This is a genomic window from Citrobacter sp. L55 (assembly GCF_002850715.1).
GTDB lineage: Bacteria > Pseudomonadota > Gammaproteobacteria > Enterobacterales > Enterobacteriaceae > Citrobacter > Citrobacter braakii.
In genome coordinates this window covers 761,897-785,006 of sequence record NZ_KZ559399.1, presented here as the reverse complement: position 1 = coordinate 785,006, position 23,110 = coordinate 761,897, and the positions used below count along the sequence as shown (strand labels likewise).

The window sequence follows — 23,110 nt, the reverse complement described above, 5'->3', positions numbered from 1 at the left end:
CATTTGAGGATGGAATGTTCACGCTGGTTCTTTTTGTGTGCTACCTGGGTGGCGGTTGTGAAGATATCGTTGTTGATGTCTACAAAACTGAGCAGCAGTGCCTGATATCGATGGACGATCAGCGTATTCGTAACGGCGGATGTTTACCCGCGGATGACTACATCGACAGCTTCTGGCGTCCGGCCCAGGAATACAGCGATTTTTGATTATTGCAGTTGCACCAGCGTCAACTCGCCACCAAACACCGCACCAGTATCAATATAGTGCAGATTCTCGTGGTCCAGCCGCTGACGCAGAGGCGTATGGCCAAACCAAAAGTGATCCGCGCCGCGAATGCCGTTGCCTTTATTCATCAGCCTTGTGCGATCCCACAGTACCCGCTGTAAATCGACCTCTTTTTGCCACTGATAATTATCATCAGGGTAATCTGCGTGAGCAATAACGTGTATGCCGTTCTGGCAACGCAGCTCCAGAATCCAGGGTAATTGCCGACACGTTTCAAGAGCGGTTGTCGCCGCTGGCTGCTCCGCCTGCGCAAACCACGAACCGCCATTCATAAACCACAGGAATTGCTCCCCGGTTGCCAGCGCGTCCAGCCCCATCTGTTCATGATTCCCTCTGACCGCGATAATCCAGCGTTTACGCAGTAGTTTCAGGCAACGCAGACTGTCTGGTCCGCGGTCGATAACATCCCCCACTGAAACCAGCAGGTCCTGCCACGGATCAAAATGACACAGGCGCAATTTCGCCATCAATAATGAGAAGCAACCGTGGATATCCCCGACCACCCAAACATGTCGCCAGCGCGTCGCTTCCACTCTTTGATAAGCATTGTCAGGCAGTCCCATTTGACCTCCTGTACACAGTTCTCATGCAACTTTAATTTTAGCAAATACATCAGAAAGGCGGGGACGTTTCTATTTATATCCGAGACATAATTATTTATGGATATGTAATCGGGCATCCATTTTAATCCCATTCGCTGTAATAACGACAAGTGGTGTTGGCTTTAAATCGTAACAGTCAAGTATTCGTGAAAGTAAGTCATGAGGAACCTCCGATGAAGCCATAGCTTTCATGACAAACGATTTATCATTAATGGTCCGTAGAAGCAGGCTATTAAAAACTTCTTGTTTATATGCATTGAATTCATAATAACGCTTGGCTTTACAAAAAGCCTTAACTAACGATTCCCAAATTTGTATTTCTTTTTCCGGATCATGGTCTTTCATAAATCCATCATACCAACCCACAAGATCGTTAGGGAACACTTCAGCTAATACAAGCATCAATATTTCGATTCTATCTTTTTGCTCGCTATTTAATTTAGAATTATGTTTTTCTTGCATAAGCATATCTTTCATAGATATCAAAAAGTTAGACTCATGATATTTTTCAATTTCAATAGCGATCTCTTTCTTTTCCACCAATATTATAGGATTAATAAAATTGAAATTAAGTCGTTCATTTATCTTATTACATTCATCTAGAACTACCTTACTGCAAATTTCTATTGGCAGTTCAAAAAACTCTCTCCTATGGTTTAATCTATAAGGTTTTAAGCGAAGATGAATATTCTTTTCTGCTTCCCGATAATTTCCTACTTTACATGCCATAACCACATCAAATGGTAGTGGAACACCGGTCACTCCATTAAACAATTACTTCGCCCGATGCTCAGGCATGTTCTTTGTAAACCCTATTTTAAAAAGATTATCCTGATAGGCATCATTCTTTAAAATATAAACATAACCATCTGAGTCATTCATATATCCATTCCATCTTTAATAATTTTATCGCTATAATCCGCTCATAATAAATCATAATCCTTAGATTATTACCAATTAACTTTATCTGATATCCCCATGACTATGAACAAATTAATATACTGTCATTTTCAATAGTACAACGTTTAAATCATATCCATCTGCCACATTACGAGAACATTTGCATAAAGGGATGCAGATAGCACCGAGTCCAAGACCAAAGTGAAAAATGACAGAAAAGTACTTGGATATGGGGACAAAAATGTTTAGATTGTTGTAGCAGGCATAAAATGCCGCACAAAGAATTTCGTGTATTTTGGCACCGTGCTTTCTAACCTTTTGGTTTATAAAGTACATAAAAAGAGACCGAATACGATTCCTGTTTACAACTCAAAACGCAATAACCTATAAACTTCAATAGGTTAGCATAAAAAGCCCACTAAAAAACACCTCCTGATACTTACTATTGCACCCGTTCAAGATCAATCAGTTGCTATTGGTTTCGTGGCGTCGTCGGGAAAAATTCGGGATCGCTTTCAACGAGCGCCCATCCATTTTTAAGAATTCATCAATTCACAAAACCATCATTTCGATTTACCTTACAAATTCCTTTTAAATCATTACCGGGCGCACCACTTTTTCTTCCTGCCCTATACTTTCAGTCTGACATATGGCTGGAGGTTTCTATGTGTGGCCGTTTTTCACAGTCAATGACACGAGAGGACTATCTTGCCCTGCTCGCTGAAGAAGCCGAACTAGACATTCCATATGACCCGGAACCCATCGGAAGATTCAACGTAGCGCCTGGCACCAAAGTCCTGCTTCTGAGCGAACGTGATGAGCAACTGCACCTTGACCCTGTCATTTGGGGATATGCCCCTGGGTGGTGGGATAAGCCACCGCTAATTAATGCTCGATCTGAAACTGCGGCCACCAGCAGAATGTTTAAACCGCTCTGGCAGCACGGTCGTGCAATTTGCTTTGCTGATGGCTGGTACGAATGGAAAAAGGAAGGTGACACGAAGCAGCCTTACTTCATTCATCGGGCCGACGGACAGCCGATATTTATGGCGGCGATTGGCAGCACGCCATTCGATCGAGGAGATGAAGCAGAAGGTTTCCTGATAGTTACAGCTGCAGCTGACAAAGGACTGGTAGATATTCACGACAGGCGGCCGCTGGTACTGTCACCAGAAGCCGCTCGCGAATGGATGAGGCAGGACATTGGAGGAAAAGAAGCTGCGGAAATTGCGGCTGACGGTTCCGTTCCGGCTGATAAATTTATATGGCATGCCGTAACGAGTGCCGTTGGAAATGTGAAAAATCAAGGTGCCCAGTTAATCCTGCCAATGTAACGCAGCATTACATCGCCACAACTCTCATAACACTATAATAAATATTAAATTATAATGTTTACATTTTGCAAAATGTACCATATCTACCTTTTTCAACTCATTGATTATCCGAGCTATGTTTTTTGTTTTGGGGAGAGTTTTCACCAAGAATCCAAGTTTTTCACGCCGGCACATTCAACACGCTACCATTACTGGCAAACCTCGATGGTACAGATTTTACAGTCGCTGCAATCCACTATGAGCAATTAGCGGAAATTAAAGATTTTGAACATTACATAAATTGTTATTCTGCCCGCTTCTTTTAATCAAATATGATCAATTAACAGTCAGTCGCAATGCTAAATCTTGCGGGTAGGGATCAAAGTAATTCTGCGTCAGCAGATAACCGTCCGGGTATTCCGCCAGATAATGTTTCAGCAGCGTCATAGGAGCCAGTATGGGCAGTAGTCCTGCGCGGTAATTAAGGATCACCTCGCGCAACTCGCCGCGCTGACGCATTGTTAACTGATTACGGAAATATCCCTGAATGTGCATCAGCACGTTAGTGTGGTTTTTACGTGAGGCGGGTTTCTTCAGAAGCGTCATTAATTTATCCCGGTAGACCGCAAAGAAAGCTTCCAGATCCTCCCATTCATGCAGTGATGCGACGAATGGGCCAATTTCCCGGTATCCGGCCTGATGGTGAGCCAGCAATTGCAATTTATAACGGCTATGAAAATCCAGTAGAGCCCGACGCGTCAGGCCATTTTTGCGCAGCATATTTAGCTCATGTAGCGCGAAAACCCTTTCGACGAAGTTTTCGCGCAGGACCGGATCGTGCAGCCGCCCGTCCTCTTCTACCGGTAGCCACGGATATTTCTCCATAAGCGTGGCGGTAAACAGTCCCACCCCGTCTTTGCGCCCGCGATTGCCTTTCTCGTCATATAAGCGCACGCGTTCCATACCACAACTGGGTGATTTGGCGCAGACGATAAACCCGGACAGAGTGTCCAACCCGGCCAGATACCGCTGGCAAAAGTCAGCCATTTTGTCGGTCACGTCTTCGTGAGGTGCGTGGCTAAATCGCATGCGAATATCGCCGACAGCCGTTTGTACCAGGCGCAACGCCGGTCTTGGGACAGGCAAGCCAATCGCCATCTCCGGGCAAATGGGCCGGAATGTCACCCACTGTGCCAGCCTGTCCATCACAAACTGCGCCCGCTTATGCCCGCCGTCAAAGCGGACGGCAGACCCCGTTAAACAGCCGCTGATCCCAACGATGGGTTGCATTTTCATTGCGTCTTCCTCGCTAGTGCGTTTTACGGGAGAAGAAGAGTGTCACCGTGCCGACGGTGACGCCAAATTTCTTCATCTCAGTTTTATTAAACAGATGATTGGCATCCTGCAGGTACATCCAGTCATCAAAATTTAGCAACCAGGTTCTGCCGCTGGCTTTCACATTCATGCTGTAATGCCAGTTGAACGCGTTGCCCGCCGCCTGTCCCTTCGCAACACCTTCAATGTCGCCGGCGGTGCCTTCGTAACGATCGGCGCTGACTTTACGGATATGCCACACACGCTGCTGTTTCTCGCCATCGTCGTACACAAAGCGTTCGTTGAGGGTCAATGTGTCTCCCACCACATCGCCGTTAATGTCGACGTGGAAGCGACGAAGCTGTTTACCGCTGCGGTCCTGAACCATCCCCCATGCTTGCGTTTCTCCCTGAAAATACTGAAAGATATCCAGCGTCGGCTGTTGTTGTCGATAGTCGGCAATTTCAGCGCTACAACCAGCCAGTTGCATCAGCAAGGGCAGGCTCAGGGTCAATAAACGTTTCATTTTTCACCTCCAGTAAGCTGCTGACGCAGCTCAGGATATTGCGTGCGGGAACCCAGCCAGACAGCGAGAAAGTTTTCGCTGAACGCCGCCGACTGCGGTGGGCCAAGCGGGATAAATTGCCTTTGTGTCGCTGACATGCGATACCAGAACTGCCCCTGCTTATCTTGCAATACAAAAGCCAGTTGCGTACCCGGCGCGACGTCTGGCCATAGCTCACCCAACATGCGAAGCCAGGACTCGCTCTGCGCTTCCCGCGCCAGAATCCCCTGCGCTCGCCACTGATCGCGGGTGGCATCCACCAGTTCTTGCCGTTCAATTTTGCGCTGATAGGTGATAATCAGCGCCTGCTCCTCTTTCAGCCCGCGATAACGCCCATCCGGCGTGCGCAGTTGTGAGGTATAGATCGTGAATGGCCCCCAGGTGAGCGTTGCATCGCCGACTTTATGCCAGCTTAACCAGTCTGTAGCCCCTGCAAACGGCGCAATCGCCATGACGCCCAGCAGTATCAGTAAGGCAGGTTTCATTGGCGTTTCCCCATGAAAATATGAAAAAACAGCATCAACACCAGCCAGCCCGCCGCCATTAAACCGACAACGATAAATGCCGGTTCCAGAAAAGTAATAGACCCCAAACGCTCTCCTATCACATAGGCGACCGGGCCACCACCGGTGGCCATGATTGCCAGCAGCCATCCCGGCAAAGTGGTCGAGCAGGTAAGGTGCGTCCACAGGGCGGCGAACATGAGCCAGAGCGCGACCATCCATAACGGTAACAATGCTTCACCGTGAAAATCGATCAACCCCGTCAACGCCCACAGCGCATCCAGACTACTGCCCGCTGCTGCCAGCATTAACGCGTACAGACGTTGTGCAGGCGGCAGCAAGAAGCAGGCCAGAATAGCCAGCCCAAGCCATAACACCAGGCCGCGCTCACGTAATAACACCACCATGAGCCAGTACAAATCGAACCCGACAGCCAGGATAAAGACCTGTAAATGGCGGTTCATAGACGTTCCACCGTCAGTTGCACCACACTGATAGTGCGCGCATTAAAACCGGCTTCGCAGTAGCCGAAGTAATACAGCCACATGCGACGAAAACGCTCATCAAAGCCCAGCTTTTCAATATCATGCCAGGCGTGAACAAATCGTTGTCGCCAGTGCGCAAGCGTCCGGGCGTAGTCAGGCCCCATATCGAACAGATTGCGAACCACAAAGTCGGTGTGCTTTGTCATCAGACCGCTCATCGCGGTGATACTGGGTAAAAAGCCTCCCGGAAAGATATAACGCTGAATAAAATCCACGCCTTTGCTGTAATCGCGATAGCGCTGATCCTGAATGGTAATGGCCTGAATCGCCATTTTCCCTCCAGGGCGCAGGCGCGCCTGACAGGTGCGGAAAAACGTCGGCAGATAACGCTGACCCACCGCCTCGATCATTTCAACCGACACCAGTTTGTCGAATTCCCCGGTCAGGTCGCGGTAGTCGCACAGCAGTACATTGACTCTGTCCTGTAAACCTGCGCGGGCAATGCGCGCGTTCGCCCAGGCGAACTGTTCCTGCGACAGGGTCGTGGTGGTCACCCGGCAGCCGTAATGACGCGCGGCGTATTCCGCCATCGCTCCCCAGCCGGTACCGATTTCCAGCAGATGATCATTCGCGGTGAGCGCCAGCTGTTCGCAAAGCCGCGCCATTTTGGCCTGCTGAGCCTGCGCTAACGACTGCTCGGGGCAGGTGAACAAGGCACTGGAATAGAGTAAATCCTCATCAAGAAAGTGCGCGTAAAACGCATTGCCGAGGTCGTAATGCGCGGCGATGTTTTCTCTCGCCTGTTGCCGATGGTTGCGACGTGTCCAGTGACGCAAACGCTCGACGGGTCGTCCAAGCAGGCGAAATCCGCTTTCCAGCCGTCCCAGCAGGGTGGTGTTAAGCGCAAATATTTGCAATAACGGCGTGAGCTGTTGCGTTTCCCACTCTCCGTCCATCCAGGCTTCAGCCGCCGCAAGACTTCCGCCTTTCAGCACCCGCCAGTACACCGTGGGTGAGAGAATATGTACGTCGGCGCGTAACTCAGCTGAAACATCACCAAAATGAAAAGTCTGCTCCCCTTCCCGCACCGTGATTGCCCCCTGGCGAAGACCGCTCAGCACGCGGAAAAGAAGCCAACGCGCCACACGCAGGTTGCGCGGAATATCAGGTTCAAGCGCAAAGACGGGATCGGTCATGATCGTTCACTCCTGCTCACGGGATGGTTGTAGAGAGGGACTCGCTTGAGCCACAGTCGTAACGCCTGCCAGTAAATCGCTGACACCGTTTTCAGCGTCATCAACGGCAGTCGTAGCAGCAACGTACGTAAATTCGCCTGCGTCAACGGCTCGCGTTTGAGCATCAGGGTGGCATCAAAAATCTTCTCTTCCTGGTGGTTTTCGATATGCATATGCAGCGTTTTAACCGGCGAGTTAAATCGCCAGTGATAGACCATATCCATCGGGTTAAATGGCGATACATGGAACGCTTTTTCCAGCGGACGCTTTTCCTGTGCATCTACGGCGTAGTAATGTCGCTCATTCCATGGCGTATTGCGGACCTCCGCCAGTACCCAGCGCAGGATTTGCGCGTGGTCATAGCAGTAGTAAAAATTGACCGGGTTAAAATGAAAGCCGAAATAGCGCAATTGCGTCAGGAGCATCACGCGACCTTCGGGACGTTCGCCAGTCAGGAGGGCAAGCTGATTCAACACGTTCTCTTTTAACGGTGTCCCCAGCGGGTAATCCGCATCATGAAAAGCCGCCGCGGCAAAGCGATTACGTTTCACGCCGACGCCCGGAAGCTGCGCCAGTTCATCCAGATCGAGCCACGCCATAAACACCTGATAAGTAAACTGGTGCGTTGTAGGCTGAAGGCGGCGATGACGCAATACGCCCTGATACAGGCAACTGTTCATCTTAGCGCCCCTCTCCTGCAGCAATGCCGTACACCACGTCCAGTGCACTGCGTACGCCATCTTCGTGAAAACCGTTGAACCAATAGGCACCGCAGAACCAGCTCCGATGCAGGCCGTTGATCTCAGCGCGGCGAGCCTGCGCCCGCCAGCTTTCAGGGTTAAACAATGGATGCTCGTAAACAAAGCGTCGCCAGACGAATCGATCGTCAATTGGAGTGTCTGGATTGAGGGTCACGCAAAATAGCGGGCTTCCTTCAGGTAAGCCCTGGAGTATATTCATGTTATAGGTGACGCAGGCGCTGGCACGATCTTGTCCACTCAGACGGTAATTCCAGCTTGCCCACGCGCGTTCGCGTACCGGTAACCAGCGGCGATCGCTATGCAACACCACCTCGTTACGCTGCCAGCCAATTGCGCCCAGCACGTCGCGTTCTGCGGGGGTCGCATCTTCAAGCAAAGCCAATGCCTGCGAGGAATGACAGGCGAAGATCACCTGATCAAATGTCTGTACCGATCCTGCCAACTGGATTTTGACGCCGCTGTCGTAGCGAATAACCTGCTGAACAGGGGCATTAAGGTGCAATGTCAGACGATCGCCCAGCTTCGCCAATATGACACGGATGTATTCCCGCGATCCGCCCGGCACCACGTACCACTGCGGGCGATCCCGGATATCCAGCAGGCCATGGTGCTCAAAGAAGCGTAAGAACAGCGGAAGCGGAAAACGGCGCATCTCCTGAAGCGAAGATGACCAGATGGCTGCGCCCATCGGCAGAATGTAATGACGCGCAAAGAACGCGCTGAAGTGGTGCTGGTCGAGGAAGGTCTGTAGCGTCGCGTTCGCATCGACCTCATTTAATGCCTGTTTCGCCAGACGATTAAAACGGACAATCTCTTGCAACATACCCCAAAATGCAGGGTTGAGTAGGTTCCGACGCTGGGCGAACAAAGAAGTCAGCGTATGACCGCTGTACTCCAGACCGCTTTGCGGATTATGCACCGAAAAACTCATCTGCGTTTTTTGCCCCTGGATACCGAGTTCGCTCAGCAAGCCCATAAAACGCGGATAGGTTCGGTCGTTATAGACAATAAAGCCGCTATCAATCACGAAATTCCCCTGCGGGGTCGCCACATCCACCGTCGCAGTATGGCCGCCAGGGGTCGACGCCGCTTCAAACAGCGTCACCTGATGGTGTCCGGCCAGACGCCAGGCGCAGGTTAATCCGGCAATACCACTGCCAATGATAGCAATTTTCATGAACGCACCATCCTGCGCAGCAACGCGCGCTGGAGACTCTCAGGCAGCCCGGCCAACAGACGTAGCAGCACGCCAAAGCCTGTCGGGAAGGCAATATGATTTTTTCCTTTCGCCAGGCCACGGCGAATCGCCTTCACCGCAGAATCAACACTCACCTGACCCGGCATGGCAAAATCGTTTTTACGGGTAAGCGGGGTATCGACAAATCCTGGCGACACGACGGTCACGGAGACACCTTTCGGCTCCCAGTCCAGACGCAAGCTATTAGCAAACCAGGTTAGCGCCGCTTTAGACGCACCATAGGCTTCTGCCCGTGGGAACGGCAGCCAGTGCGCCATCGAACTGACCAGCACCACGCGGCTACCGGAGGTTAACTGCGACTGAAGCGCTTCCAGGCAGTTGATGGGACCCAGATAATTCGTCGCCATCACCCGTTCAACCTTCTCGGCGTCTATCCAGCCCTGGTCGAGATATTCGCAGGTCCCGGCACAGAGAATAACCAGTTCGGGTTTGCAGTCCGCCAACGCCTGGCGACAGGCGTCCCTGTCTGTCATATCGAACAGGCGTACTGTGATGTTGGCATTGGATTGGCGCAGCTGTTCCAGCCTTTCTGGATTGCGACCGCAGGCAATCACCTGACAGCCGTCATCGGCCCATGACTTTGCAAGCCCGGCACCAATCCCGGAGCTTGCACCGGTAATGAGGACAGTCATCATCCGCGCACCCTCCTTTTAACGCCGCGAACGGCCCAGCCCAACAGCGGCAGATGCTCATAAAGCATCTCACCCGCGTCGTAGTAATCTCGCTGGCGAAAAATCTTATCGCCATGCGTCTCTACCATTGAACATCCCGGCAAAGATCGTATTTCTCCGCCAGCAATGCGCGGATGCGACCAGTACATGGTCCACGTCACGGCAAACCGCCCGCTCTCACATAGCGGAGGATCTATGGCAAAACGGCAAGCGTTTACATTTCCCAGGAGGTGCGAAAAATAGCGCTGGATGGCAAACAGCCCGTTATGTTCCCCGAAGGGATCGACAAGTACTGCATGCACGTCGTACAACCCAGCAAGCGCGGGGACGGGCTGGCGATCCAAACTGGCGTAGTAATCCATAAACCTGTCGATAACGGATGGCTGTGCGCGCATAACTCTTACCCTTAAGTGAACCACATGACGTCGCGGCATAATTAAAACTTACACAAACACTTTAATTTGTCCAAGTTTTTGCTGGAGATTTTTATAAACTCATTTAATTCAATAAATTAAAAATTTAATTTTTTGAGTTAAATTATCCAACAGCCACTAATACAGTGGCCAATCGACACACACAGGAAAGGTAATCACAGGGGATTAAAGCGGGATCACATCGAGGAAATTAACCTGCTGTTGCCAGAGGTCTATCTGTTTTTTACGCGCTGCGGTGAGCTTACCAGAGGTCACTAACAACCATTTGCGCTCGGGGAAAATCTCAGGAGCAAGCGTCGCGGGCGGTACGGGAAGCACATCAATGCGATGCCCCTGTCCCGTGCGGCAAAGCGCTTCAAGCCAGATCTCGCAGGGGTCCGTAAGATGCCAGCCGGTAATCAGGTAGTTATCGCCCGGCGCACGCTTATCCCCTTCCAGGCAAAACGAGGTGTAAGAAATAATAATACCATCGAGGATTTCACGCAGCGTCATTATAGCCGGCACATTAGCTGAGACTTGGCTTCGCAGAGGGCGCAAAACCTCACTCACCAATTCAGGGCGAGGATACTCGCGGCCTGCGTCATAAATAAGCTGGCGCAGGGTTTCAATTTTCCCTTCGTTCAGCCGCTGCAGCATACTCTCCTGCAGGGCGAGCCAGTTATTTGTTCGCTTGGCTCCAGGGCGGGCCAGCAGCGGTTTTACCTGGCTTATCGGTACGCCTTTTTTCACCCAATCGAGAATTTTAAGCGCCTGCTGAATATCGTCATCGTTATACAACCGGTGCCCACCATCCGTACGCTGTGGTTTGAGAAGTCCATAACGACGTTGCCAGGCGCGCAACGTCGTGGCGGTTATTCCACAAAGCCGCGCAAATTCACCGATGGAATAGGACATACAGAACACCTGATAACAAAGAATACCCTTAATATACTACGAACTACGTTGGATTAGATAAGTGAAAACTACTTACCTTACGATTGCTAAATACCATACAACCACCTTCAGGGAGACGTTAAGAAAAAATATCTGAGAATAGTACGCAATTTGTTGATCAATTCTAACTAATTGATATGTTTTAACTATTAACCTTACGGTTTCTTGCAAGCTATTGTTCCGAACATATTTTTACTTTTTGAAGATTTTCCCCTGCGTTCCGGCATCCGTATCCCGCCAGACATCCTCACCTTTCACCCGACGATCTCCCTGGATAGTATAAATCACCATCCCCTGCTTGAACTGCAGCACACCGTCTGATTTTGTGGCATGTACGCTCTTTCCATTGACGATGACTTTGTCATTTTTATCAATACTGATGTTTGCAACCGTAACACCGCTATCACTCAAAGCTAACCACTTACCTGCATAAGGACTGGTTGCTGATGTTGTGGTATCGCTGCTTTCATTAACAAAACCAGCTTTTGCATTTTCATCTTTAGATTTGTTGATATCACAACCCTGCGCTTCAGAAACCTGAGTACAACCAGACTGCTCAAGTTTGTGCCGATAATCTTTATTGATAGCCCATGTAGTGGATGTGAACAGTACAGAAGCTACTGACAGGCAAATAATTACCCTTTTTGTACACATAGTGCGACCTTACGATGATAAGCCCAGATGAGAAGCAGCGCATAGCTGCCCTTCTAAAATCTTAGTCAAGATCGTAGATACCTGTTATAAAAAGAGTGTCACCATTCGATTTTTTGATAAATTTTTAAGCAGTAAGGGGCGATGAGCAAGATAGTTATTCAAATACCGGCTGCTGTCGCTACGGTACAATGTAGAAAACTAATCAAGGCCGAATAGCAACCCTCTTTTATGCGTAAAAAGACGAAAAGATAATGCGATGTTAAAAATGAAAGAAAACAACGTTAATATCAACCGAATTCACTTCCTTTATGAGGCGTTGGCCAAGAGACATGCTTCTCCTGAAGATAAATACCTGGCTATTCTGAATGAAGGATTAAAAGCCTTTGACCTGTCTCTTGGTATTATTAGTCAGATAGAGGGTGAGCGTTACTCTCTACTTGCGGTTTCACCAACAAGTGGAGACATTTCAGCTGGTATGGTGTTTGAACTGAAAAACACTTATTGTCAACAAGTGGTCAGAGAAAGAAGAATAATAAGCGTTGAACATGCAGGAACACATCCTGACTTTAATTCCCATCCGGTCTACATTGGTATGAGGCTGGAGAGTTATATCTCAGCGCCAATATGGGTGAGGGAAAAATTGTGGGGTACAATTAATTTCTCATCCACTCAGATAAGATCCATATCATTCTCTGAGGATGACTATGAATTCATTAGTTTAATGGCTGAGGGTATTGGTTCGTTAATCGAGATCAATTTATTAATCAGTGAAAATGAAATTGTTATTTCAGCACTACAAAAAAACAATGACATACTCGAATCTATTTTTAAAAATTCAACTATCGGGATGGCGTTGGTAGCCTCTTCTGGCCAATGGAAAAAAGTCAACAATTCACTGACCCGTATGCTGGGATATACTGAAGACCATCTGCTTTCTATCAATTTTCAAAATATAACCCACCCCGATGATTTAAGCACTGATTTAAAACAATTAGATGCTCTTTCTCGAGGAGAAATTCCCTTCTACCAACTAGAAAAGAGATATCTGACAGCAACAGGGAATTATATCTGGATACTTCTGAGTGTTTCTTTGGTACGCGAAGATAATGGTGAAGTCAAATATTATATTGCTCAGATACAAAGTATTAATGAGCGTAAAACGATGGAAATTGAGCTCAAAAAGCAAAAGGAAGAATTACACAAAATTAATACTATGCTTGAGCGAATGGCTACTGAAGACAGCCTGACAGAGATTGCGAATCGCCGAAAGTTTATGCGTTGGTTTGAGAATGAAATGACCAGAATTGCGCGAGATCCCGCACCTGTGTCAATTGCCATTGCCGATATCGATTTTTTTAAATCATATAATGATTCCTATGGCCACCAGGAAGGTGACTATGCACTTAAGAATATCGCCAAAGAACTTAGCCATAACCTACGAAGCCAAGATAAGGTCGCACGATTTGGCGGTGAGGAATTTATCATGCTTTTCCCTGAAACGGATGAAAAAGACTGTTTTTTGGCTTGTGAAAGATTAAGGAAAAGCATTGAGAAACTGAGTTCGCTCAGAAGATCGGTCACGATCAGTATTGGTGCAGTGACATACCATCCGAGAGAAGGGAAGCTTATTACCTTTGATGATTTATTGAAAGTGGCAGACACCAAACTCTATGATGCTAAAAGGTCTGGGCGAAATAAGGTAAAATTAGTCAATTTAGCAGACCATCAGGACTAATCTAGTGGTCTTTCTTGCTATCAGTAAGTGTGCTTACTAGGCATGGAGCAGCATTCACAAACTCGCTACAGGAGTATTTTGATGAAGGTAGAACTTAAGAACGTTAATGGAGAAAACCAGCCTATGGAAGTGGCATCTCTAATTATCACACTGAGTAATGGTGAAACAATAGAAATCAGTGAAGAGAAACAAGGCCGCCCCGCGCACCTGTCGGAAGGCATAACCATCTGGGGCGGCCGTATGCCCCAGGAGAACGCTAGCCTTGAAGAACTGAAGGAGTCAACCCGAATGCTGGGGATATACCCGTTGGCAGCTAATACCCTGCATCTTTTTCCATTGAAAAAATAATCTGGTGATGGCGTAAGAACCTGTGCTGCTGTTTCCAAAAGTATAATTAGCACTCAAGGTCCGCTTGGCACAAAGCAGACGCCCATCCTCACGCGAATGCTTTGCCCTTTCCTTATCAACAACCCAATAGCTTGCCCCACAACCATGGTTTTTTTATTAGAATTGTTGCCATATTATAAATCAAAATAAATTGACTTTATTAAATATCTATCAGATATCTATATGGTCACCGTGAATTCTTTCTGCATTTCCTCGGGTTGCGGTCGGAATAAATAAATGCTGCCTTCCATGACAGCATGTGGATATTAACGAACTAGGTGCAGGAAGTGCAGATGTTTTTCATACTGGTCGAGTATGTCATTAATAAGCTGTTCCTGATTCCAGCCCATCACATCATAATTTTGACCACCTTCTTTGAGATAGACCTCAGCGCGATAATATCGATGTTGTTCAGCATGATGCTCATCATTATCCATCGCAGCTAGGGCGAATGTCGGTGAGTTATACCCGCGAAGCCTCACTTCATAAATATAATTCAGCTCGTTGCCCAAATCGACTTCAAGTCGAATACGATCATCGGCAGCGTCACTGATATGGCTTATCGTCCCCTGCTTGTTCAGTTCTTCCTGAACGAGCGTCATGGCGGGTTGGATAACGTCGTCCATAAAGCGTTTCACAAGAGAACGCTTCGGCAGATAAGCTATATTGCGCAACCTTCTCTGCCACGGAATTGGGTTACGTGCAGCCGTCGGAGCAATAGTCGCCATGCTCAGGCTTTCACGCTTAGTCAAATCCCGACGCAGGGCTTTTAACAGTCCGTATATGGATATCAATAAGATAGCTGAGAAGGGTAATGCACTTGCTATTGTCACCGTTTGCAGCGCGCTTAGCCCTCCTGCAAGGAGAAGCGCAATAGCAACAATTCCCATGAGCGAGGCCCAGAAGATTCTCTGCCAGACGGGTGTGTTTGCCACCCCACCTGATGCCAGAGTATCTACAACCATTGCCCCCGAATCAGCAGATGTGACAAAGAAGACAATGACCATCGCCATTGCAATGAATGACAGTACGGAGGAGAACGGGAAATGCTCCAGGAAATTGAACAGGGCCAGAGCAACATCCTGCTGAACGGTATTGGCGAGGTCAGTCGCCCCCTGGTTCATAATAAGATAGATCGCGCTGTTACCAAATACCGTCATCCACATGAGCGTAAAGCCGGCAGGAACAAACAGCACACCGGTGACAAACTCGCGAATGGTTCGGCCGCGGGATACCCGTGCGATGAACATCCCCACAAACGGCGACCATGAAAGCCACCATCCCCAATACAATAATGTCCAGCCTCCCAGCCAGTTGCTCGACTTAGGTTCATACGCGTAAAGGTTGAACGTTTTACTCACCAGTTCTGAAAGATAACCGCCCGTATTTTCCACAAATGACTTCAGCAGAAGCACGGTTGGTCCCAGACACAGGACCAGCGCCAGCAACAACAACGCCAGGCCCAGATTGAGCTCAGACAGGATGCGTATTCCCTTGTCCAGGCCCGACACCACTGAAATCGTCGCTAACCCCGTGATGACCACGATCAGAATGACCTGCACAGTTTCATTAATGGGTATCCCGAAAAGATGGTTCAAACCGGCATTCACCTGCAAAACACCGTAACCCAACGATGTAGCAACGCCAAAGACCGTGCCTATAACAGCGAAAATATCAACCGCATGGCCTACAGGCCCGTATATGCGATCGCCAATAATGGGATAGAGTGCGGAGCGCAGCGTTAAAGGCAAACCGTGACGGTAACTGAAGAACGCCAGAATCAGCGCCACAATGGCATAGATTGCCCATGCGTGCAGGCCCCAGTGGAAGAAGGTCAGACGCATTGCTTCCTTCGCTGCCGCAACGGTCTCTGGAGTGCCGACGGGGGGCGAAAGATAATGCATCACAGGTTCGGCAACGCCAAAGAACATCAGGCCGATCCCCATCCCTGCCGAAAAAAGCATCGCAAACCAGGAGTGGTAGCTGAAATCAGGCTGCGCATGGTCCGGGCCCAGCTTGATATCGCCGTAGCGTGAGAGTCCCAGGAACGTGACACTCAGTAAAATCAGGGCCACAGCCAGGATGTAGAACCAGCTGGCATTCGTGAAGATTTGTTGTTGAAGTAGTTTAAAATTTTTGTCGGCAACATCCGGGAATACGGCGGCAAAGGCGACAAGAAGGAAAATTAACAAAGCAGATGTAAAGAATACTGCTTTGTTAATCTGGCTTTTAGACTTCTTTGGGATTATATCATTTTCACTCATAATCATTTATTCCATTAATTTAAATCCGCATTGGATAAAGGGTACTACCACTCATAGAGTAGCAAAGTTCAACTGACAATGCGGCATTAATCGGAACGCATGGTGCAACGAGGTTCGATACAAATCATCTTATATATTCATATTTTTAAAGGGCTCCTTAGCTAGTCAGCCTTCCACTTCTTGGGGCATTAAATTTGCATAATCTGCATCAGACTTGGGATATACGTTAATTGAAGCAATATTGATTACGAATGACCAGCGTCTGCTTCTGGGCACATAGCAGCCCTTAAGACGGCGGCTCGTCGTCATGGGGAGATCGGAGATTCAAATCCTCTCGTGCCGACCAAAAATCATCTAAGAACCAGCCTGTTACGGCTTTTTTATGTCTGTTTTCTGAGCGGGGGATACTCCGGGGAATAACTGGGGAGAAACACAACCATAACTTTTAAATTTGCCTGGCAGTACAGTGACTGTGTAGTTGATGATGAAAAACCGGGTGTCTGCTGACATCAACAGACCCCGTAATTACACAGCAGTGCATATTGGATACGCTATATCCTTAGCGAGTGGGTAAATTTATAGTCATTACAAAGATGGTTGTCATTAAATCTTTGTGATTGATATCTAATATTTTTAACTAAAATCTTACCAAGATCATAAATGGTCAAATAACCACCAATTGAGCATAATTATTCTTTCCCATGATGTGTTTCTATCTACATCACCGGGCAGTCATCAAACTCCGCATTGCTGGCATCATTAATGATGTAAGTAATCACCCCGAATATAGCGGGTGCAGAACCGTAACCGTCATCATCTACTGGTAGCGCCTCCCTTCTCCCGCTCTCCAGATTAATCAGATGGGGTTGAGGATGAGTCCGATATCGCTTGATCCTGAACTCCCCGTCGATTGCACATATCAGCAGTGAACCATCGCAGGCAGTAAGTGACGCATCTACCACAAGCAGCGCTCCCTGGAGTATCCCTTCCCTGAAATGTGAACGCGATGCCCGCATGAAGTAAGTCGCTGCTGGCTGGCTGATAAGCTGCTGATCGAGTGAGATCCTCGTTTCAACGTAATCGCTGGCCGGTGAAGGGAACCCCATGGCTATAGTCCTCCGTTTGGATTGAACAGCTGAAAGGTTCGGTTCTCGCCTTCCTGCGTGGAGACATCGCGGAATGTTGTCACATAACATTCTATCCAATCGTTGGCCTGCTTCGGCGTCCAGTGCCAGTTAACCTTACCCAGTTCCTGGACAAACCGCTGTGTGGTGACAGTCTTCCGACCATTCGGTTCTCGCTGTATCGAAGCATGCCAGGCTATTTCAATATCGCTACGTCGTGGCATCATTAACCCCTTCTTGAATACTGGATAAAAAAACAGTATAAATACTGTGTATCCATCCAGTAAAGAGGCAATAAGCAATGTTCGTGGAACTCGTTTATGACAAAAGGAATTTTGATGGTCTGCCCGGTGCAAAAGATATCATTCTGGGCGAGTTGACCAAGAGGGTTCACCGGATTTTCCCCGATGCTGATGTCCGGGTTAAACCGATGATGACGCTGCCGGCGATCAACACTGACGCCAGCAAGCATGAGAAGGAACAGATAAGCCGTACTGTTCAGGAAATGTTTGAAGAGGCTGATATGTGGCTGGTTTCAGATTAAACGCCTTGAACCATCATATCGCTTGAGTTGTATTAGCTCAGACCTGAGCTGGCAGTCTTATGGCACAGAGCCAAACCTAACCTGACAGTCCACTCTGTGCCAAAAGCGGAAGTTGCTCACACTTAGTTGCTTTAATAAGCGACGGGCAGGTCATTGCTGTCAACCTACCTATTATCAGTGACATTAACAAATTTTCATAGCATTTATCTGTGGTTAAGAGTTATATTATTGGGCGTCTCTTGTCGAATTTCATAACTTTCTAATTGAAAATTTAGGATTTCTGATGAAAATATCTCTTATTTTTGCCTTTCTCCCTATAGCTATCTCATTTTTTTCATTATGGGTGAGTTTTATTCATGGTAATAATAGGAATAAAACTGGCATTGTTGATACTCTTTCTAAAGAACTAAGTAATAAGAGAACAACTCCTTATATAATCCAAGTGTGTGTATCTAGAATACATAACAGCAGACCTATCCCATTCAATATTTTAAAAAAACTACTCCATTATAATAATGCATTGGAAATCATCCAGCTTTTTTCATTTGGTAGAAAATTACTTGATATTCTTAAATTCTCAGAGAGTAACAATCGTATTGTAGTGGGGTATTCAGACACATATAACACATTAACTAGTAGGTTAATTAGCATGCTCATTTGTTTTTCGTCTTTATCTATATGCTACTTTACATCTGTTTATCTTATGCTTGAAATGATGAAATCAATTGATAGGGCAAGTTCGATGGGAGGCGTAGGATTTATTGAATTCGGTGAGATAATTTTTAAAACAATAGGATTGATCTTTTTTATGTTTATGACATTTATATTTTCTTGGCAATTTATGATCATTTTTAGATCTGGAAAAAGAATAAGTAAAATCCAAAAATTAATTAATGACAACTATTCCATGCGCAATCATTGTAGAAACGGGTAGGCCGTAAATTATAAAATAGGCCAATATAGCTGTTAAGACCATTAAGTCCGCTTCCGCTCTACAGCTGACCTTTGGCCTAGTTAGCACGTCAGCTCTGTGCCAGGAGCGGACGTTGCTAACAGCGTAGTGTGTTAATCTATAGGGCGCAGGTCAGCTGATCTCTAATCAACTGTTTGAATTCTTGAGGAGCAGTAATATGGCAGTAGTTCCTAGACAAAACGCACCAAGTAAAAAAAAGATCTGGCAGTACTGGATTGACAATGGAATTCAAAGAGGTTTGGATGATACGCGCTATGATAATGCGTGTGATTTCAATGTATGTGTCTGCTGTGGCCGCGNTCAACTGTTTGAATTCTTGAGGAGCAGTAATATGGCAGTAGTTCCTAGACAAAACGCACCAAGTAAAAAAAAGATCTGGCAGTACTGGATTGACAATGGAATTCAAAGAGGTTTGGATGATACGCGCTATGATAATGCGTGTGATTTCAATGTATGTGTCTGCTGTGGCCGCGAATCCTCAAAATTGGAGAGGGCGCATATTATCCCTCACTCACTAGGCGGAAGTAATGATGTCTCAAATTATATTCTGCTATGCAATAAATGCCATAGAGAAAGCCCAGATATTGCTAATGAATCTGCGCTTATTGAATGGATGAATGAGCAACCTACTGAAATGGAAAGCATGTTAAGACTAATCCAACAGGAAATGGATAAATATAATAAAGAAACTCAAATNGTCTCAAATTATATTCTGCTATGCAATAAATGCCATAGAGAAAGCCCAGATATTGCTAATGAATCTGCGCTTATTGAATGGATGAATGAGCAACCTACTGAAATGGAAAGCATGTTAAGACTAATCCAACAGGAAATGGATAAATATAATAAAGAAACTCAAATGGCAGTTAATGAAATTCTTATCAAAGAAATTTTCAGTGAGTTGTTCAAAAAGGCAGGAGCACATGGTGGTAGAATTTCTGATGCAACCAAGGTGTATATTGTTAGGGAAGCTTTGAAAAAAATATTTAGTCAGGCCACTTTATAAATTAAAATAATTATAGTCATTCAGNGCAGTTAATGAAATTCTTATCAAAGAAATTTTCAGTGAGTTGTTCAAAAAGGCAGGAGCACATGGTGGTAGAATTTCTGATGCAACCAAGGTGTATATTGTTAGGGAAGCTTTGAAAAAAATATTTAGTCAGGCCACTTTATAAATTAAAATAATTATAGTCATTCAGTTTGACCGGTCTATTTAATGTTAAGTTTTACTTTACATTAGATTTAAATTTTCTTTTAAGGAAATGCCCGATCTTCGCTCAAAACTGCCTTTCAGGAAAGCTTAATGCGAGATTTTACCTGGCCCTAAGAGCGCTACTTTACAAAATGAAGTAAAACAAAGCCTTCATCTTTTGTTAACATCTGTTTTCCTGCGGGTATCAATCATCCTGACATACATCTCCCTAAATTCCTTATTCTGCTTGATTACCATTTCCTTGGGCAAGGATGCACGCTCATTATTCCATTCATTAACGATATCCTCGCACTCCTTATAAGCATCATTAACAATATTCTCAGCAGGAATCGTCGTGTTGATATAGGGAATAGTATGTTTGTTCAAGCATCTAGAGATGGGAGGACCATAATCATGGTCTTCGGCATGGAGGGGAAGAGCGAAAAGTAATGTAAACAGTGTTATAAATCTCATTTTCAGTTTTTCCTTGTAGAGACAATGTGGCCAGAAACGCCTGTCCTCTACAATAATATCGATTTTATGATGAATAGTTAGTCGCTGAAGAAAGTTATTATGCATATTCTATGACGGCATTACACAATGCCAGCCAAGTGAAAGCCATCCTATCTCAAAATCAGCTTGCGAAAGTTACAATGTCTGCTCCTCGCTCAAAGCGGACTGGCAATCATTCAATACTCGCACTATCGAACGTTCGCCAGTTCGCCGCCGCCCGTTCTTGCATACGACGACGCGTGGCGTCTTCTCAACACCGCGCAGGAAATTTTTTGTATAGCGTGGACACCCCGACATCATAAATTATAGCCACACGTTTTCTTGACTCACCTGCAGCAATCAACCTTCCAGCCTGAGCCTACTCTTCTGCGCTTAACTTTGGCCGTCTGCCGCCGATCCGACCATCTTCGCGCGCAGCAGCTAAGCCAACCCGTGTTCGCTCAACAATAAGCTCTCTCTCCATCTCCGCCAACGCCCCATGACATGAAAGAAGAATCTCCCCATGACTGTCCACGCGCGCCTATCCATCAGGGCGCACACCGTTTTTGCCCAGCACACTGCCAAGTGAGGCAGCGAACCCGGAGTATTGCTTAGAATGACGTGAATGTCATACATGCTGATGTGCCTCCTTATCAGAAGAGTAATCACGGAACACTCTGGCAACACGTATTCTGTAGAATAAAAAAATTGACTGTTTACCTTCTTTCTGTGCTGCCAAGTGCATAACATTTTGCTTCCATCCTGCTACAGATTCCTCATCTTCCCACCATGACAAAGAAAGAATTTTTCCGGGCGCGCTCAGGCTCTGGTAGCGCTCAATAGAAATAAAACCCGGCGTGTCTGACAGTAAAGGCTTCAGTTCGGCAGCAAGCTGAAGATATCTTTCCTGTGCCTCTGGCAGGGCGTCAGCTTCAAAAAGTACCGCAATCATGATTTAGCTCCGTCGTTAATTTCCGATCAGTTTATTACCGACGAAAGTATGACGCTTCGGCCAGCACCGAAGTATGTATGCTGCGTAAGAAGTGGAGGAAACGGATAAAAGCTAACTGAACGATGAACAGGAGATGAATCGCCACGGATTTAACAGACACCTCAGAGTCATTTTTGGACTGACCCCGCCCCGGTAGTGTCATAGACATCCAGCAGATTGGCCCTGATATGTTCGTCGGAAAAGTGGAATAGATACTGATCGGGTTGGATTTTAGCTATTACTGTTCCCGCACCTGGCTGCGTAACGTGCCGGAACAGTAAGCTCATCAAGGCGCGCCGCCAGTTTAGTGCTGACAGAGCGCTGATAAGCAGCTTCAAAAATAAGGCATTCTGTATAACGCAGCCCGAGGCGTATCCCTGCTGACTTTCGAACCGGAATCATCACTGTCTCTTCCACTTCTTCAATCTCTGGCACGAACTCATCATTAACAAGCTTGTACTGAAGCGCGTCTTCTACTCTACGCTCGACCGTAACTTCTACGCCGTCAACAATACCGGACTCCCTGATAACTCCCGGCCCACGCTTCTGACGTGAAACAGTCCTGATTTGAGGTTCGAATACTTCTTCGAATATTTCGTCTTCACAGAACAACGCGTAACGGCGCGGATCCAGCCCCTCAGATTCAAACGCCGTAGCAACATCCTGTGCAATCAGCCCTGCATGTAGCCGCGCGTCCTCACCTTTTTCATTCAGTGACTCCAGTATCTGATAAATTGTCGGCGGCACTTTAGCCCATGCCCGCACCAATACAACGAATGAGCGCTGCTGAAATAGCAGGTGACACCGTCACAACCACGCAGAGCGCGCAGGAGTCGTCGGTAAATATCGACTCACTGGCTGATGATTTCCGCGAGCGTATAGATGCCGCACAGGATGTTGATAGCGCCAAAGCGCTGCGCGCTGATATCGAAAGCGCGAAGGTTACGCTGGGTTCAGCCCTGTTCACTGAGCTGAAGAACAAGGCGGTGAAACGTTATTACCTGGTTGATTCACGTAACAAGGTTGAGGCAGCGATCAACTCCCTACCGTCTCCGGACGAACCGGATGCAGCTGAACGGTTTGGGGAAGTTGAGCGAGTTCTTGCAACGGTGAAACGTCATCTGGGCGACGAGCTGCACGATCAGTTCAGCATCACCCTGGCGGATATGAAACCGGAATACGTGGCCTAAGGGAGGCGGGAGGCTTCGCCCTCCCACTGAGGAGATGTAATGCGACTGATTAACCGAGCCAATCAGCAATCCCCATTAGCGCGTCAGGCATGCGACATAGCACTGGCCACTCATGCAGAACGTTACGGCGACTATGGCCGCAGCAAGATGAAAGAGACGTACACGGTGAGAGTTGAAGGCGTAAAAGTCTGGGTTGAGGTAGTTAACCGTAAGGCGAGCTACGTGGCCACGGCAATGACAGGTATGCGCCGGTTGCGCGCGCTGCCAGGTCAGGTGAGTTGATAACGATATTTCATTAACAGTTT

General features: G+C 47.2%; 24 protein-coding genes and 5 pseudogenes. 10 read left to right on the top strand and 19 right to left on the bottom strand.

The window, feature by feature from the left end; translation table 11 throughout:
- Positions 1 to 14: 14 nt before the first annotated feature.
- The gene (locus tag B9P82_RS03995; RefSeq protein WP_016152779.1) at positions 15 to 206 is read left to right on the top strand and encodes a YdfD/YebW family protein; all 192 of its coding nucleotides are present in this window, start codon (positions 15 to 17) and stop codon (positions 204 to 206) included.
- On the opposite strand, the gene pphA is transcribed toward B9P82_RS03995, so the two are convergent.
- Both pphA and B9P82_RS03985 read right to left on the bottom strand, forming a co-directional pair.
- Positions 207 to 848 carry a protein-serine/threonine phosphatase gene (gene pphA, locus B9P82_RS03990; protein WP_047358581.1) on the bottom strand — a complete coding sequence of 214 codons (642 nt, stop codon included), beginning with the start codon at positions 846 to 848 and terminating at the stop codon, positions 207 to 209.
- Between the two features lie 90 nt (positions 849 to 938).
- A pseudogene (locus B9P82_RS03985) lies at positions 939 to 1,769 on the bottom strand (GIY-YIG nuclease family protein).
- A 683-nt stretch (positions 1,770 to 2,452) separates the two neighbouring features.
- Here B9P82_RS03985 and B9P82_RS03975 point away from each other — a divergent pair.
- A complete protein-coding gene (locus tag B9P82_RS03975) occupies positions 2,453 to 3,121 on the top strand; it encodes an SOS response-associated peptidase (protein WP_101699978.1) in 669 nt (222 codons plus the stop codon).
- 315 nt (positions 3,122 to 3,436) lie between these two features.
- Here B9P82_RS03975 and B9P82_RS03970 read toward each other — a convergent pair whose 3' ends face one another.
- From B9P82_RS03970 to B9P82_RS03920, 11 genes are all read right to left on the bottom strand, one after another.
- Positions 3,437 to 4,396 carry a YbgA family protein gene (locus tag B9P82_RS03970; protein ID WP_101699977.1) on the bottom strand — a complete coding sequence of 320 codons (960 nt, stop codon included), beginning with the start codon at positions 4,394 to 4,396 and terminating at the stop codon, positions 3,437 to 3,439.
- Positions 4,397 to 4,409: 13 nt separating this feature from the next.
- Positions 4,410 to 4,940, bottom strand: coding sequence for a DUF3833 domain-containing protein (locus B9P82_RS03965; protein ID WP_101699976.1), 531 nt, complete (start codon positions 4,938 to 4,940; stop codon positions 4,410 to 4,412).
- The gene (locus B9P82_RS03960) at positions 4,937 to 5,464 is read right to left on the bottom strand and encodes a hypothetical protein (RefSeq protein WP_101699975.1); all 528 of its coding nucleotides are present in this window, start codon (positions 5,462 to 5,464) and stop codon (positions 4,937 to 4,939) included. The genes B9P82_RS03965 and B9P82_RS03960 overlap by 4 nt, the downstream gene beginning before the upstream one ends.
- Positions 5,461 to 5,946 carry a DUF2878 domain-containing protein gene (locus B9P82_RS03955; protein WP_101699974.1) on the bottom strand — a complete coding sequence of 162 codons (486 nt, stop codon included), beginning with the start codon at positions 5,944 to 5,946 and terminating at the stop codon, positions 5,461 to 5,463. The genes B9P82_RS03960 and B9P82_RS03955 overlap by 4 nt, the downstream gene beginning before the upstream one ends.
- Positions 5,943 to 7,163, bottom strand: a complete 1,221-nt coding sequence (locus B9P82_RS03950; protein ID WP_101699973.1) for an SAM-dependent methyltransferase — start codon at positions 7,161 to 7,163, stop codon at positions 5,943 to 5,945. The genes B9P82_RS03955 and B9P82_RS03950 overlap by 4 nt, the downstream gene beginning before the upstream one ends.
- Positions 7,160 to 7,882, bottom strand: a complete 723-nt coding sequence (locus B9P82_RS03945; RefSeq protein ID WP_049281531.1) for a DUF1365 domain-containing protein — start codon at positions 7,880 to 7,882, stop codon at positions 7,160 to 7,162. Before B9P82_RS03945 ends, B9P82_RS03950 begins: the two co-directional genes overlap by 4 nt.
- A 1-nt stretch (position 7,883) precedes the next feature.
- A complete protein-coding gene (locus B9P82_RS03940; RefSeq protein WP_101699972.1) occupies positions 7,884 to 9,140 on the bottom strand; it encodes an NAD(P)/FAD-dependent oxidoreductase in 1,257 nt (418 codons plus the stop codon).
- A complete protein-coding gene (locus tag B9P82_RS03935; protein ID WP_047417980.1) occupies positions 9,137 to 9,856 on the bottom strand; it encodes an SDR family NAD(P)-dependent oxidoreductase in 720 nt (239 codons plus the stop codon). The genes B9P82_RS03940 and B9P82_RS03935 overlap by 4 nt, the downstream gene beginning before the upstream one ends.
- Positions 9,853 to 10,287 (bottom strand): nuclear transport factor 2 family protein, encoded by a 435-nt coding sequence (locus B9P82_RS03930; RefSeq protein ID WP_101699971.1) that lies wholly within the window; start codon positions 10,285 to 10,287, stop codon positions 9,853 to 9,855. The genes B9P82_RS03935 and B9P82_RS03930 overlap by 4 nt, the downstream gene beginning before the upstream one ends.
- 204 nt (positions 10,288 to 10,491) lie before the next feature.
- A complete protein-coding gene (locus tag B9P82_RS03925) occupies positions 10,492 to 11,220 on the bottom strand; it encodes a MerR family transcriptional regulator (protein ID WP_047417986.1) in 729 nt (242 codons plus the stop codon).
- A gap of 231 nt (positions 11,221 to 11,451) precedes the next feature.
- The gene (locus B9P82_RS03920; RefSeq protein WP_047417989.1) at positions 11,452 to 11,913 is read right to left on the bottom strand and encodes a hypothetical protein; all 462 of its coding nucleotides are present in this window, start codon (positions 11,911 to 11,913) and stop codon (positions 11,452 to 11,454) included.
- 256 nt (positions 11,914 to 12,169) lie between these two features.
- Here B9P82_RS03920 and B9P82_RS03915 point away from each other — a divergent pair, with 256 nt between their 5' ends.
- The gene (locus B9P82_RS03915; protein WP_228522529.1) at positions 12,170 to 13,648 is read left to right on the top strand and encodes a sensor domain-containing diguanylate cyclase; all 1,479 of its coding nucleotides are present in this window, start codon (positions 12,170 to 12,172) and stop codon (positions 13,646 to 13,648) included.
- An 81-nt stretch (positions 13,649 to 13,729) separates the two neighbouring features.
- Positions 13,730 to 13,996: a hypothetical protein gene (locus tag B9P82_RS03910; protein WP_047417991.1), complete on the top strand. Its 267-nt coding sequence runs from the start codon at positions 13,730 to 13,732 to the stop codon at positions 13,994 to 13,996.
- A gap of 305 nt (positions 13,997 to 14,301) precedes the next feature.
- On the opposite strand, the gene B9P82_RS03905 is transcribed toward B9P82_RS03910, so the two are convergent.
- Positions 14,302 to 16,299 (bottom strand): BCCT family transporter, encoded by a 1,998-nt coding sequence (locus B9P82_RS03905; RefSeq protein ID WP_047418455.1) that lies wholly within the window; start codon positions 16,297 to 16,299, stop codon positions 14,302 to 14,304.
- Between the two features lie 716 nt (positions 16,300 to 17,015).
- Positions 17,016 to 17,548 (bottom strand): annotated as a pseudogene (locus B9P82_RS03900) (S24 family peptidase).
- On the opposite strand from B9P82_RS03900, the pseudogene B9P82_RS03895 reads away from it, so the two are divergent.
- From B9P82_RS03895 to B9P82_RS03880, 4 genes and pseudogenes are all read left to right on the top strand, one after another.
- Positions 17,528 to 17,629: pseudogene (locus tag B9P82_RS03895) on the top strand (hypothetical protein); the annotation flags it as partial. The pseudogenes B9P82_RS03900 and B9P82_RS03895 sit on opposite strands and share 21 nt — an antisense overlap.
- A gap of 95 nt (positions 17,630 to 17,724) precedes the next feature.
- A complete protein-coding gene (locus B9P82_RS03890) occupies positions 17,725 to 17,967 on the top strand; it encodes a DinI family protein (RefSeq protein WP_003840850.1) in 243 nt (80 codons plus the stop codon).
- A 283-nt stretch (positions 17,968 to 18,250) separates the two neighbouring features.
- Positions 18,251 to 18,901 carry a hypothetical protein gene (locus B9P82_RS03885; RefSeq protein WP_101699969.1) on the top strand — a complete coding sequence of 217 codons (651 nt, stop codon included), beginning with the start codon at positions 18,251 to 18,253 and terminating at the stop codon, positions 18,899 to 18,901.
- A gap of 196 nt (positions 18,902 to 19,097) precedes the next feature.
- Complete coding sequence (locus B9P82_RS03880; protein WP_101699968.1) at positions 19,098 to 19,946, top strand: HNH endonuclease; 849 nt, start codon at positions 19,098 to 19,100, stop codon at positions 19,944 to 19,946.
- 357 nt (positions 19,947 to 20,303) lie between these two features.
- Here the strand turns inward: B9P82_RS03880 and B9P82_RS03875 are convergent, their stop codons facing one another.
- The 4 genes and pseudogenes from B9P82_RS03875 to B9P82_RS03855 all read right to left on the bottom strand — a co-directional run bounded on the left by B9P82_RS03875 (position 20,304) and on the right by B9P82_RS03855 (position 22,362).
- Entirely contained in the window at positions 20,304 to 20,606 is a 303-nt protein-coding gene (locus B9P82_RS03875) for a hypothetical protein (RefSeq protein ID WP_052134162.1), read from the bottom strand.
- A 289-nt stretch (positions 20,607 to 20,895) separates the two neighbouring features.
- Positions 20,896 to 21,155, bottom strand: a pseudogene (locus tag B9P82_RS28660) (helix-turn-helix domain-containing protein); the annotation flags it as partial.
- A gap of 97 nt (positions 21,156 to 21,252) precedes the next feature.
- Positions 21,253 to 21,576 carry an antibiotic biosynthesis monooxygenase family protein gene (locus tag B9P82_RS03860; RefSeq protein WP_047418003.1) on the bottom strand — a complete coding sequence of 108 codons (324 nt, stop codon included), beginning with the start codon at positions 21,574 to 21,576 and terminating at the stop codon, positions 21,253 to 21,255.
- Positions 21,577 to 21,846: 270 nt separating this feature from the next.
- Positions 21,847 to 22,362 (bottom strand): tail fiber domain-containing protein, encoded by a 516-nt coding sequence (locus B9P82_RS03855; protein WP_210404992.1) that lies wholly within the window; start codon positions 22,360 to 22,362, stop codon positions 21,847 to 21,849.
- Positions 22,363 to 22,373: 11 nt separating this feature from the next.
- Between B9P82_RS03855 and B9P82_RS03850 the strand changes: the two are divergent.
- A pseudogene (locus B9P82_RS03850) lies at positions 22,374 to 22,805 on the top strand (enterohemolysin); the annotation flags it as partial.
- Between the two features lie 39 nt (positions 22,806 to 22,844).
- Positions 22,845 to 23,087 (top strand): DUF4060 family protein, encoded by a 243-nt coding sequence (locus tag B9P82_RS03845; RefSeq protein ID WP_047415379.1) that lies wholly within the window; start codon positions 22,845 to 22,847, stop codon positions 23,085 to 23,087.
- The last annotated feature ends 23 nt before the right edge of the window (positions 23,088 to 23,110 follow it).